General features: G+C 58.5%; 8 protein-coding genes. 7 read left to right on the top strand and 1 reads right to left on the bottom strand.

The window, feature by feature from the left end; translation table 11 throughout:
* Positions 1 to 214 precede the first annotated feature (214 nt).
* Positions 215 to 568, bottom strand: a complete 354-nt coding sequence (gene uraH, locus ACQ4WN_RS18325) for a hydroxyisourate hydrolase (protein WP_436506778.1) — start codon at positions 566 to 568, stop codon at positions 215 to 217.
* A gap of 121 nt (positions 569 to 689) precedes the next feature.
* Between uraH and puuE the strand changes: the two genes are divergently transcribed.
* The 7 genes from puuE (at position 690) to ACQ4WN_RS18290 (ending at position 13,759) form a co-directional block, all read left to right on the top strand.
* Positions 690 to 1,643 (top strand): allantoinase PuuE, encoded by a 954-nt coding sequence (gene puuE, locus ACQ4WN_RS18320; RefSeq protein WP_436552838.1) that lies wholly within the window; start codon positions 690 to 692, stop codon positions 1,641 to 1,643.
* Between the two features lie 98 nt (positions 1,644 to 1,741).
* Positions 1,742 to 3,208 (top strand): xanthine dehydrogenase small subunit, encoded by a 1,467-nt coding sequence (xdhA, locus tag ACQ4WN_RS18315; RefSeq protein ID WP_436552837.1) that lies wholly within the window; start codon positions 1,742 to 1,744, stop codon positions 3,206 to 3,208.
* 10 nt (positions 3,209 to 3,218) lie between these two features.
* On the top strand, positions 3,219 to 5,564 hold the full coding sequence (xdhB, locus tag ACQ4WN_RS18310; RefSeq protein ID WP_436552836.1) for a xanthine dehydrogenase molybdopterin binding subunit: 2,346 nt from the start codon (positions 3,219 to 3,221) through the stop codon (positions 5,562 to 5,564).
* A 9-nt stretch (positions 5,565 to 5,573) separates the two neighbouring features.
* A complete protein-coding gene (xdhC, locus tag ACQ4WN_RS18305) occupies positions 5,574 to 6,653 on the top strand; it encodes a xanthine dehydrogenase accessory protein XdhC (protein WP_436552841.1) in 1,080 nt (359 codons plus the stop codon).
* Between the two features lie 9 nt (positions 6,654 to 6,662).
* Entirely contained in the window at positions 6,663 to 7,979 is a 1,317-nt protein-coding gene (gene guaD, locus ACQ4WN_RS18300) for a guanine deaminase (protein ID WP_436552835.1), read from the top strand.
* Positions 7,980 to 8,022: 43 nt separating this feature from the next.
* Entirely contained in the window at positions 8,023 to 9,519 is a 1,497-nt protein-coding gene (locus tag ACQ4WN_RS18295) for an adenosine deaminase family protein (RefSeq protein WP_436552834.1), read from the top strand.
* A 793-nt stretch (positions 9,520 to 10,312) separates the two neighbouring features.
* Positions 10,313 to 13,759, top strand: a complete 3,447-nt coding sequence (locus ACQ4WN_RS18290; RefSeq protein ID WP_436552833.1) for a TonB-dependent receptor — start codon at positions 10,313 to 10,315, stop codon at positions 13,757 to 13,759.
* Positions 13,760 to 13,854: the final 95 nt, after the last annotated feature.

Below are 13,854 nucleotides of genomic sequence, written 5' to 3'. Positions count from 1 at the left end.
CCCTTCCCATCCCGAACAGGACCGTGAAACAACTTTGCGCCGATGATAGTGCTGCAACCAGTGTGAAAGTAGGTTATCGTCAGGCTTGTTATTCGCAGTAGAGAAAAACCCCGCCAGTAATGGTGGGGTTTTTTTTCGTCTGGCGCTTTGTCTGACAAGGCTTGCAGGCGTAAAAAAAGCAGCGTTGCACGCTGCCTTTGTCGTGGAACGTCGCTTAACTTCCTCGATAAGTTGAATACGACCACGGCGACACCACCAGCGGCACATGGTAGTTTTCATCCGTATGCGCAATGCCGAAGGCCAGGGTCACCAGGTCGATGAAGCGGGGCGCAGGCAAGTCGAGGCCTTGGGCGGCGAAGTAGTCGCCTGCGTTGAATACCAGTTCGTACTGGCCCGCCTTCATGCTGTCGCCTTCCAGCAAGGGCGTGCTGCAGCGGCCGTCGCTATTGGTCATATCCATCTTCAATAACACTTTGCCTTCCGGCGCGACTGAAAACAGGGCCACCTTGACGCCGGCTCCCGGTCTGCCGTGGGCGATATCGAGTACATGCGTGCTGAGTTTTCCCATTTGCTATCCTGTATATAGGGTGAGTGAATGTGCTTATCGTGCAAATCATATACCGGCGACTGCGCCCGGCTATATGATTGGGCATATAGCCAACATTGTCCTCCTATAGGCGCGCCTTCGCATGAACAATTACGAACATTATCCACGTGACTTGATCGGCTATGGCCGCACGCCACCGCATCCGCAATGGCCAGGCAAGGCCCGCATTGCCCTGCAATTCGTCCTCAATTACGAGGAGGGGGCGGAAAATAGCGTGCTGCATGGCGACCCCGCGTCGGAAACGTTTTTATCGGAAATGATCGGCGCGGCCGCTTTTCCTGCGCGCCACCTGAGCATGGAGTCGATTTATGAATACGGTTCGCGCGCCGGGCTGTGGCGTTTGTTGCGCATGTTCGAGGAGCGGCGCCTGCCGCTGACCGTGTTTGGCGTATCGATGGCCCTGAAGCGCAATCCGGAAGCGGTAGCCGCGTTCCAGCAACTGGGGCATGAAATCGCCTGCCATGGCTTGCGCTGGATTTCCTATCAAAACATGGATGAAGCGACGGAACGTGAACACATGCGTGTAGCCGTGCAGATCATCCGTGAATTGACGGGAGCCGCCCCGCAAGGCTGGTACACGGGGCGCGATTCGCCGAATACGCGCAAACTGGTGGTCGAGCACGGCGGTTTCCGCTACGACGCCGATTATTATGGCGATGACTTGCCATTCTGGGAGAAAGTGGCATACACGGATGCCGCCGGCATGCCGGCCGTGCAGCCGCAGCTGATCGTGCCCTACACCCTGGATACGAACGACATGCGCTTTGCCGCCATGCAAGGCTTTAATTCGGGCACGCAGTTTTTCGATTATCTGAAGGATGCCTTCGATGTGCTGTATGCGGAAGGCGATCCGAACGGCTTGAATCAGCCAAAGATGCTGTCGGTGGGCTTGCATTGCCGCCTGGTGGGGCGTCCGGGACGGGCCGCAGCGCTGGCGCGCTTCCTCGACTATGTACAGCGCCATGAGCAAGTGTGGATCGCGCGCCGCATCGATATCGCCGAACACTGGCATGCGACGCATCCCTATACTGGCTGATGGTATTGATATTGAATGATAAGTAAAATCAGTCTTTGCATATAGTTGTCCCATATGCCGGTGTTAATCTCCTATACTGGGACTATACCGAGGCCAGCATGTCAGAACCGATCCGCTTTTATTACCGTGGTGCCGTACAGGAAGTACGCAACGCCGCCCCTACGCAGACTGTGTTGCAGCACCTGCGCGAGGATTTGCATTGCACGGGCACCAAGGAGGGCTGCGCGGAAGGCGATTGCGGCGCCTGCACGGTCGTCATCGGCAGCCTGGTTGACGGCCAGGTCGAGATGAAGGCCGTCAACGCCTGCATCCAACTCACGCCCACCCTCGATGGCAAGGCCCTGTTTTCCGTGGAAGACTTGCAACAGCCCGACGGCGCCCTGCATCCGGTGCAGCAGGCGATGGTCGAGTGCCACGGTTCGCAATGCGGTTTTTGCACACCAGGTTTCGTGATGTCGCTGTGGGGCATGTATCTGGCGAAAAACGGCGAGACGCCCACGCGCTGCGAAATCGACGATACGCTGTCGGGCAATCTGTGCCGCTGCACGGGCTACCGGCCCATTATCGATGCGGCCAGGCGCATGGGTGAACTGCCGCAGGTCGCATTTGACCGCGATGCCTTGGCGCAGCAATTGCGGGCGCTGCAGCGCGGCAGCCTGACCACCTATGAACACGGTGGCCAGTACTTCCACGCACCGCGCACCATCGAGGAACTGGTGGCGCTGCGCGCGGCAAAGCCGCAGGCATGCCTGCTGGCCGGCTCCACTGACGTGGGCTTGTGGGTGACCAAGCAGCTGCGCGACCTCGGCGACATCATTTATCTGGGCAACGTGGCCGCGCTGAAAACCATCAGCATCGTTGACGGCAAGCTGCACATCGGCGCTGGCGCCAGCCTGAACGATGCCTATGCGGCGCTGTGCCAGCACTATCCGCAAGAATTGTCGGAACTGTGGCAGCGCTTTGCCTCCTTGCCGATTCGCAACGCGGGTACTTTGGGCGGCAATGTGGCCAATGGTTCGCCCATCGGCGACTCGATGCCATGGCTGATTGCGCTGGGTAGCGATATCGTGCTGCGTGGCCCCGGCGGCCAGCGCGTGATGCCGCTGGAAAATTTCTATCTGGCTTACCAAAAGAAAGATCTGCAGCCTGCCGAATTCGTCGAAGCCGTGCGCGTGCCCTTGCCGCGTGCCGACGTGCAGTTCCGCACGTATAAACTGGCGAAGCGCTTCGACCAGGATATTTCGGCCGTGTGCGCCGCATTCGCCTTCCAGCTCGACGGCGAGCGCATCATCGATGCGCGCATCGCCTTTGGCGGCATGGCGGCCACGCCGCAACGCGCCGCGCAAACGGAAGCATTTTTGCTGGGACAGGCGTGGACGGAAGACAACCTCGTCATCGCCATGCGCTTGCTGGCCGACGATTACGCGCCGCTGTCCGACATGCGCGCCTCGAATACCTACCGCATGACGACGGCGCAAAACCTGTTGCGCCGTTACTGGCTGGAAACACGCCCCGGTGCGCCGCTGCTGCGCACTGCCGTCAACGCCTACGCTTGCCGCGCCTGAAAGGACCAGCATGAACTATCCTGCCACGCCCGAACTGCAAGCGGCTGCCTGGAGCGCCGTGGGCAAGCCCAGTCCCCATGAATCGGCGCAATTGCATGTGCTAGGGCAAGCCACGTACACGGACGATATCGCCGAACTGCAAGGCACCTTGCATGCGGCGCTGGGCCTGTCGCAAAATCCGCACGCGCGCATCACGGCCATGGATTTGTCCGCCGTGCGTGGTGCTCAAGGAGTTGTCGCTGTCTACACGGCGCAGGACATTCCTGGCACCAATGATTGCGGCCCCATCATCCATGACGACCCCATCCTGGCTGCGGAACTGGTGCAATACGTGGGCCAGCCCATCTTCATCGTGGTGGCCGATACGCATGACCATGCGCGCCGTGCCGCCCGCCTGGCGCAAGTGTCGTATGAGGAATTGCCCGCGATCATGACGCCGCAGGCGGCGAAGGCCGCGCAATCGTACGTGTTGCCGCCGATGCAGCTGACGCGGGGCAACTACCAGGCCGCGTTCGAGAAGGCGCCGCACGTGGTCAAGGGCCAGCTATATGTGGGCGGTCAGGAACAGTTTTACCTGGAAGGGCAGATTTCCTACGCCATCCCGAAGGAAGCACAAGGCATGCTGGTGTTGTGTTCGACCCAGCATCCGAGCGAAATGCAGCACGTGGTGGCGCATGCGCTGGGCGTGCATTCGCACAACATCACCGTCGAATGTCGGCGCATGGGCGGCGGTTTCGGCGGCAAGGAATCGCAATCGGCCCTATGGGCGGCGGCGGCATCGATTGCGGCAGCGAAACTGAAGCGTCCCGTGAAACTGCGTGCCGACCGCGATGACGACATGCTGGTGACGGGCAAGCGCCACTGTTTTTATTATGAGTACGAAGTGGGTTACGACGACGACGGGCGGATTCTTGCCGCCAAGGTCGACATGACCACGCGCGCCGGCTACTCGGCCGACTTGTCCGGCCCCGTCGCCACGCGCGCCGTCTGTCACTTCGACAACACCTATTATTTGTCTGACGTGGACATCCGCGCCGCCTGCGGCAAGACGAATACCCAGTCGAATACGGCTTTCCGCGGATTCGGCGGGCCGCAGGGCGCCATCGCCATCGAGTACGTGATCGATGAAATTGCCCGCCATTTGCAACGCGATGCGCTCGATATCCGCCTGCTCAATTTCTATGGCCGCAACGATGCCGAGGGGCGCAATGTCACGCCGTACGGGCAAAAAATCGTCGATAACGTGATCCACGAGCTCGTCGCTGAGCTGGAGGAGAGCAGCGATTACCGGGCGCGCCGCCGCGCCATCGATGCCTACAACGAGGCCAGCCCTATTTTGAAGAAGGGCCTGGCATTCACGCCGCTGAAATTCGGTATCGCCTTCAATGTCACGCATCTGAACCAGGCCGGCGCCCTCGTGCACGTGTACGTGGATGGCTCCGTGCTGGTCAATCATGGTGGTACGGAAATGGGGCAGGGCATCAATACCAAGGTGATGCAGGTGGTGGCACACGAACTGGGGCTGGACCTGAACAGAGTACGGGCCACGGCCACCGACACCAGCAAGGTGGTGAACACGTCGGCTACGGCGGCCTCCACCGGCGCCGACCTGAACGGCAAGGCGGCGCAGGATGCGGCGCGCCAGATCCGTGAACGCCTGGCCGATTACGCGGTCAAACTGTATGGTGCCGACGTTGGCACTGTGCGTTTCTTCGACAACCATATCCACGTCAACGGCCATGTCGTGCCGTTTGCCGAGCTGGTGCAAAAGGCTTACCTGGCCCGCGTACAACTGTGGTCGGACGGTTTTTATGCCACTCCCGGCCTGTCGTGGGATGCAAAGACGATGACGGGCCATCCGTTTTCTTACTATGCGTATGGCGCGGCTGTGGCCGAAGTGGTGGTCGATACCTTGACGGGCGAATGGAAACTGCTGCGCGCCGACGCCTTGTACGACGCGGGCCAGTCGCTCAATCCCGCGATTGATCTGGGTCAAGTGGAAGGCGCATTTATCCAGGGCATGGGCTGGCTGACCACGGAGCAACTGTGGTGGAATGCGGCGGGCAAGCTGATGACGCATGCCCCATCGACATACAAGATTCCCGGCATTTCGGATTGTCCGGAAGATTTTCGCGTCAAGCTATTCCAGAACCGCAATGTGGAAGACAGCATCCACCGTTCCAAAGCCGTGGGCGAGCCACCGCTGCTGTTGCCGTTTTCCGTGTTCTTTGCCATCCGCGACGCCGTTTCCAGCGTGGGAAATCACACCGTGCAGCCACCGCTGAATGCACCGGCCACCAGCGAGGAAATCCTCAATGCGGTCATGGCCGTGCAAGCGGTGCGCGTCAGCGCATAGGAGCAGATGATGAGCGACTGGTTGACGGCAATCGAGAACGACGCGCAGGCATCCGTGCTGGTGACGGTGGCCCTGGTGGAAGGCTCGGGTCCGCGCGAAGCGGGCGCGAAGATGCGCGTCACCCTCAATGGCCAGGCTGACACCATCGGTGGCGGCCACCTGGAATTGCGCGCCGTGGAAATTGCCAAGACCATGCTGTCCACGGGCGACACGCATGCGCGACTCGAGCGTTTCGCGCTGGGCCCCAGCCTGGGACAATGTTGCGGTGGCGTCGTCCACCTGGCGTTTGAATATATCGATGCCAGCCTGACAGCGTTGCTGGCCGCCTTGCGCGAGCGCCGCCAGCTGGATAGTTGGCGCCTGACGGCGCTCGATGGCGACGCAGCCTCGGCCCTGTTCGATGCGGCGGGCGCGTTGATCGCCGGCATGCCAGCCCAGGCGCCCGATACGTTTTCACGTGAGCGCGCAACCCATGTGGCGCAGGACGGCCAGGGACGGCGTTGGCTGGTCGACCCTTGCCTGGCGCCGCGCGCGCACCTGACCTTGTTTGGCGCCGGTCACGTGGGTGCCGCCATCGTGCGCGCGCTGGCCCACTTGCCCTGTAATATCACCTGGGTTGATGAGCGCGAAGTCCTGTTTCCCTTGGCATTGCCTGCGGGGTTGCCAGCGAATGTGCACATCGCCGCCACTGATGCGCCGGAGGAATTTGTTGCGATGGCGCCTCCGGGCGGCAGTTTTCTTGTCATGACACATAGTCATGCGCTGGATCAGCGCCTGACGCAAGCCATCATGGAGCGCGCGGATGTGGGCTGGTTCGGCTTGATCGGCTCGCAAACGAAACGCAAGCAGTTCGAGCGCCGTCTGCAGGCGCGCGGCGTGCCGGACGAACGCATTGCCGCCATGGTCTGTCCGATCGGCATGCCAGGTATCCGCAACAAGGCCCCGGCCGTGATCGCCGCCTCCGTGGCCTGTCAATTACTGATGGTGTGGGAGGAAGCCGCCAGCGCGGCCCTGGCCGCACCGCTGCGGCTGGCTACTGCCAGCGCGCCAATGCGCCGCCCAATACGCGCCGCCATTCACCCCTTATAGAAAGAAGTCATGCCGATTGTTCCTGCCACATTGCAAGCCTACCGTGCCAGCTTGCTGCACTTCCACGCCGATCCTGCTTTCACCGAGGAGGCGCACGCCTGGCATGCGGACGGCTTGTTGATCGTGGCCGATGGCAAGATCGTGGCAGCCGGCGATTACTCTTCATTGCAGGCGACTTTGCCGCCCGGCACGCCTATCGTCGATTACCGGGGCAAGCTGATCGTGCCGGGTTTCATCGATACCCATCTGCATTTTCCGCAGACGGAAATGATCGCCTCGCCCGCGCCCGGTTTGCTGCCGTGGCTGGAGAGGTACACCTTCCCCACCGAGCGCGCGTTTGAAGACCCTGTCCACGCGCGCAATGTCGCCGAGTTTTTCCTCGATGAACTGCTGCGCTGCGGCACCACCACGGCCATGGTGTATGGCAGCGTGCATCCGCAATCGGTCGATGCCTTCTTCGGCGCCAGCGAAGCGCGCGGCTTGCGCATGGTGGCGGGCAAAGTCATGATGGACCGCAATTGCCCGGAATTCCTGCGCGACACGGCCGAGTCCGGCGCGCGCGAAAGCGAAGAGCTGATCCGGCGCTGGCACAAACATGGCCGCTCGCTATACGCGATCACGCCCCGTTTCGTGCCCACCTCAACCAATGAGCAGATGCACCTGGCAGGTGAGCTGGCGCGCGCCTATCCGGATACGTATTTGCAAACCCACGTGTCGGAAAACGAGGATGAGTGCCGCTGGGTGCGCGAACTGCATCCGCAGGCGCGCAGCTACCTCGATGTGTATGACCAGTACGGCATGCTGCGCCCGCGCGCCATGTTCGGCCATTGCGTCTGGCTCGATGAGCGCGACCGCGCGCGCATGGCGGAAACGTCCTCGGCGGCGGCCATTTGTCCTACCTCCAACTTGTTCCTCGGTAGCGGCCTGTTCGATTTCGAGCGGGCCGATGCGGCGCGCGTGCTGCTGTCGCTGGCCACCGACGTGGGCGGTGGCACCTCGTTCTCAATGTTGCAAACCATGAACGAAGCCTATAAAGTAGCACGCTTGAAAGGCAGCTATCTGCCCGCCTTGCGCATGTTTTACCTGGCGACCCTGGGCGCCGCGCGCGCCATGCAACTGGAAGGCACCCTGGGCAATTTCACGGCTGGCACGGAAGCGGATTTCATCGTGCTCGACAAACAATCGACGCCGCTGCTGGCGCGCCGCACGGCAGGCTGTCAAAGCCTGGAGGAGTTGCTGTTTGCCTTTGCGCTGCTGGGCGACGACCGGGCCGTGGCCGCCACCTATTCAGGCGGGCAATGTGTGCATGTGCGGAGGCAGGGCTGACCTACCCGTTGTTCCATACGAATTATCCTGAGCGAGAACGCGAATGCACAAGAAACTCACTGGCCTGGCGCTTGGCGCCGCGCTGGCATTGACCGGAACGGCGCATGCCGCCAAGGCTACCCCGTCTTCCAATGAAGCAGCCACCGCGCGCCATTTTGCGGCGCTGGTTGCGGGCGCGCAGCCGAAGACAGCGGAGTTGAGCCTGTTCTTTTCCATGATGCCCAAGGGCGGTGATTTGCATCACCATTACTCGGGAGCCATTTATGCCGAGCAATTTCTTGACTGGGTCGACAAAGAAAACTATTGCGTCAACAAGACGACCTACCGCATCGAAAGCAACAAGGACGTCGTGGCGGCCGAACGCGCCAAGCCGCCCGCGCAGCGTGACTGCCTGTCGTCCACGGAAGTGTTTGCCGATGCGGGCCTGTATGCGCAATTGCTGCAGCGCTGGTCGACCAAGGATTTCTATAACCACGGCGCCATCCAGACGCCGCCGGACCGCACCTTCTTCGATACCTTTGGCTACTTTGGCCCCGTGGCGTCGAGCAATACGGCGGACGGCCTGAAAACCCTGAAGCAGCGCGCCATCGCGGAAAACCTCAGCTACATCGAGACGATTTTCGAGCTGTCGCCCTTCGTGCAGAACGCGCAGTTCGACCAGCAAGTGCTGGCGCCAGGCTTGCAACCGGCGGCGTTGCAAACCGTGCTGGCCAACTGGACGCAGAGCCTGGAGCAAGACGCCAGCTTCCAGAAAAGCATCACTGCCTATAACGATAACGTGAACGCCAGCAGCGCCGGTATCGATGACGCCAATTTCACCATGCGTTATCAGGCGTATGTGCTGCGTTTCCTGTCGCCATCGCAAGTGTTTTCGTCCATGGTGGCTGCATTCAAGGCAGCGAGCCTGAATCCGCTGCTGGTGGGTGTGAATATCGTGGGCCAGGAAAGCGTGAATGTGTCCATGCGCGATTACAGCCTGCACATGGAAATGTTCAAGTTCCTCAAGGCAAAATATCCGAACGTCAAGATCGCCCTGCACGCCGGCGAGCTGGCGCTGGGCATGGTGCCGCCGGAAGGCATGGCTTTCCATATCGCGGAAGCCATCGACGTGGCGGGTGCCGACCGCATCGGCCACGGCATGGATATCGCCTACGAAAACAATGCGCTGGCGACCATGCAAAAGATGCGCGAGCGGGGCATACCCGTGGAAGTTAACCTGACCAGCAACGATTACATTCTTGGTATCAAGGGCCAGTCCCATCCGATTACCCTGTACCGCAAGTATGGCGTGCCCTTCGTGATTTCCACCGATGACGCGGGCGTCTCGCGTAATACCTTGTCGAATGAGTACGTGCTGTTTGCCAGCCAGTACAAGACCGATTATGCGGAAATCAAAAAGCTGTCATACAACAGCCTGCGGTATTCCTTCCTGACGCAAGCGGACAAGCAACGTTTGCTGAAAGCGCTCGATGCCCGTTTTACCCGTTTTGAAGCGCAAATTGCCGCCGCCGACAAGGCAGGAAAGAGCAGCAAACCGTAAGTTGCATGACGTTAGCAACTGATACTCTTTGGGCGGCCGGATCTTCCGGCCGTTTTCCATTTCCTGTCTCAAATCCAATCAATGTCATTTTTTTAATTTTGTGGCGACCATGCGACACAATTAACGGCAGATGCACGACTTTATACAATTTCCTGGATGAATCAATTTCAAGTACATATTGCTCATTTATAATCTCGCGCCATAAGCCCGGACGCTGTCACACGATATCAATGCAGCTAGTTACCACATGCTATTTATACTTAAAATATATAAATATGTAAAAAAAATCGTATTTGTCATCCATTTTTTGATGATGCATAGTGGGATTGGTGTGATATTAAAAAGTCACAATTCATATGGCTGATAGCGTATGAAGATGGGTATTTGCAGTAAATAAAGGTGAGATGCAGGCTAAAAGCGAACAGTCAATTGAATAAATGACGACATTTTCCTGCTTCTTGCCGCCGTGTCACAGTCTTGAAATATTTAACAATTACACTCGCGGCTTGCCATGTTAGCCGGGTAGGCAGAGCGGGTATATGACACAGGTGCTAGCGCCCCGTGTTGTACGGAAGAGAATACGTTTCTCGCCGTTATTGCTTGAAATATCGATGGTTGTGATGAGTGGAAAGGCGTTTGTGCAAGGTCTTGTCAGGGCCAGCAGCCAGTCCACCCGGCGTAACAGTTGCAGTATCGTAAAGAGGAAATGTTGTGTTTGTGTTGCTGTGCGGCGCAGCCGGGCGGTGGGGCAATCCAGGATTTTCAAAAATAATAGTCTTTTCTGGGGTTAAAGATGATCAATCACAAGCGACTTCGGCTAACGCAAATCGCGTTCAGCCTGTCTATTGCACTGGCGGCGGCACCATCGTTCGCACAGAACACTACGTCTTCCATCGGCGGCCGTATCTCGGCCACCGACGGCAAGCCGGCGGCTGGTGCCACTGTCACCATCGTGCATACCGAATCGGGTTCCGTCAGCAACGTGACGACCGATGCGGAAGGCCGCTACGTCGCCCGCGGTTTGCGCGCCGGCGGTCCTTACACCATCACCATCACGAAGAATGGTGAAGTGGAAAAACGCGAAGGCGTGTTCCTGGAACTGGCCGAAACGGCCAATGTGGACGCCACCCTGGGCGCCCAGATGCAAGTCGTGAATGTGACTGGTACGGGCGCCCGCGCACAGATCTTTAATCGCAGCAATATGGGTGCGGGCACCAATATTGGCGCGAACGAACTGGCCATGCAAGCGTCGATCCAGCGCAACCTGCAAGATTACGCCCGCTCCGATCCGCGTGTTTCGCAAACGGACAAAGAGCGCGGTGAATTGTCCGTTGCCGGCCAGAACTCGCGCTACAACTCGATGACCATCGATGGCGTGGCCGTGAACGACACCTTTGGCCTGGAATCGAATGGCAGCCCGACCGCCAAGCAACCGATTTCGATCGAAGCGATCCAGTCCGTGCAAGTGAACGTCGCCAACTATGACGTGACGCAAAAAGGTTATACGGGCGCCAATATCAATGCCGTGACCAAGTCGGGTACCAACGAATTCAAAGGCAGCGCCTATTTCGTTTTCCGTAACGACAAGATGGCTGGTGATCGTTATGATAATACTAAGGACACCTATAGCGCCCCAGAGCCATTCCGCGAAACCACCAAGGGCGTAACCGTCGGCGGTCCATTGATCAAGGACAAACTGTTCTTCTTCGCCAATAAAGAGCGCCTGGAAAGCACGCGCACGGCGCCATCGTTTGGCCCACTGGGCAGCAACAAGACCAATGTCGGTATTACCGATGCAGCAATTGCCGCTGCTCAGGCGATCGCCAAGAATAACTACTCGGGTCTGGATATCGGCACCACGGCAATCCCAGCGGGCACCCAGCTGCTGGTGAACGATACCCTGTTAAAACTGGACTGGAATATCAACGATAATCATCGTGCCATGGTCCGTTATTCGAAAACCGACCAGTCCGAACCGATGTTCCCTGGCGTGTCGGCCACCGGCCTGTCGCTCAATTCCTACTGGTACACACAGAACAAGACGATCGAAACTGTTGTTGGCCAATGGTTTGCTGACTGGACGCCAACTTTCTCGACCGAGTTCAAGGTGTCGTCGCGTGATTATGAAAGCACGCCAACGAACAACGCGCGCTTGCCTGCGATTGGCCTGCAGTTTAGCGGCGCCAATCCTGCCGGCTCGCCAGCCGGTGTACCTACCGATAACCGTTTCCTGAACTTCGGTACGGAAATGAGCCGTCAGCTGAACGTACTGACCACCAAGACCAAGGATGCGTATTTGGGCGCGAACTGGGCTTTGGGCGATCATGAAGTCAAGTTTGGTGGCGACTACAGCAAGAACGATGTGTATAACCTGTTTGCCCAAAATATCTACGGCAACTACACATTCAATTGCACGAATAGCTCTGCGACCTATAAGTATTCGTTCGGCAGCGTGTCCTGTGGCGGTGCGACCGCTTCGTCGCCTGAGATTATCCAGCAAGCCATCCTGGAAAACTTCCGCCTTGGCCGTCCTAGCTCGTACCAGGTGCAAATTCCCGTCGCGGGCGGTACGCTTGACGGTGCCGCTGCCGATTTCAGCCTGAAAAATTATGGCTTGTTCCTGCAAGATGTGTGGTCCGTCAACAAACGCCTGACCGTTCAGTACGGCGTGCGCGTGGATAAAGCCGCCATTGGCGAGCGTCCTACGCGCAATGCAGCCGCATCGGCTGCGATGGTGGCAGGTGTGGCAACGGGCGGTCGCACCGGTTTGGGCGGTACTTCGCAAACCGGTGGTTTTGGACTGGACAATACCCAGACGATTGATGGCCAGACCTTGGTGCAGCCGCGTGTCGGCTTCAACTATAAGTTTGACAGTGCCCGTCCGACGCAAATCCGTGGCGGTGCCGGCCTGTTCCAGGGTGCGGCAGCGACCGTCTGGATGTCGAATCCATTTGCCAACTCCGGCATGGCTACCCGCGTCGTTGGTTGCGGTGGCAGCTTCAAACCATGTCCAACTGTAGGTGGTCTGTTTAGCACCGATCCTGACAAGCAGCCAACCAATCTGGGCGATGCCGCAGCCAACGTCGACTTCCTGGCGCCGAACCTGCGCCAGCCATCGATCTGGAAAGCCAACCTGGCATTCGAACATGAATTGCCATGGATGGGTTTGGTTTTCGGCGCCGAGTACCTGCGCACCAAGAACAAGGATGCGATTTACTATGAGCACCTGAACTTGGGCACGCCGACGGCAACTGGCACGGACGGACGTAATCTGTACTATTCGGCTAACGCCTACAATACGGCTTGCTGGACTGCCACGGGTTCGCTGAGCTCATCGGCCAGTCCTGTTTGCTCGGGCGCTGTGTCGCGTGCTTTGAAAAATACGGCTTACAACAACGTACTCGTTGCCAAGAAGACGGACAAGGGCGAAGGCAATCTCGTGACTCTGTCGCTGAGCCAGCCAATGACCAAAGGCTTCGGCTGGTCGGTTGCCTACACCTACACGGATGCAACGGAAGTGTCGCCACTGACGTCGTCGGTCTCGAACTCGAACTTCAACGCCCGCGGTATCTTCAATCCGAATGAAGAAGTGGCATCGAACTCGAGCTATCTGGTGAAAGACCGTTTCAACGCCATGATCAATTGGCAAAAACGCTTCTTCGGCACCTATAAAACAAGCTTCGGCCTGTTCTATGAAGGCCGCAAGGGCAAGCCTTACAGCTGGACCGTCAACAATGACTTGAACGGCGACGGCGTGCAGGGTAACGACCTGATGTACATTCCATCGAAACCAGGTTCGGGTGAAGTGGTGTTCCGTAATGACACCGCTACCAACCATGCAAATGAAGAGCGTTTCTGGGCCTTCGTCAACAGCAACCCGGATCTGAAAAAATCGGCTGGTGGCGTTGTCTCCCGTAATGGCAGTTTCGCGCCATGGACCAACAGCTTCGATATGCGTATCAGCCAGGAAGTACCAGGCTTCTTCAAAGGCAATAAAGGCGTGTTCACGATGGACTTCTTCAACGTCGGTAACATGATCAACCGCAAGTGGGGCCGTATCAATGAAATCGGCTTCCAATCGGGTGGTGGTCAGGCACGCAGCTTTGTTGATTTCGCAGGTCTCGATGCTCAAGGCCGTTACATCTACCAAGTCCGCGATAAAGTGGAAAACTATGATGTGCGTCAAAACAAGGGTGAGTCCCAATGGGCCATCCAGGCTACGGTCAAGTACGAGTTCTAATCTCGACGCTTGACTGACGTTCCGAACGGCTGGTGGCGACACCGGCCGTTTTTTCGTTTATGTTCTGCCTTCCTGTAATGCTCGGATGGGCTTGC

The organism is Janthinobacterium pasteuri (genome assembly GCF_051380775.1).
Classification (GTDB): Bacteria; Pseudomonadota; Gammaproteobacteria; order Burkholderiales; family Burkholderiaceae_D; genus Janthinobacterium.
The sequence above is the reverse complement of the archived record's forward strand: the minus strand, read 5'-3'. Positions and strand labels throughout refer to the sequence as shown.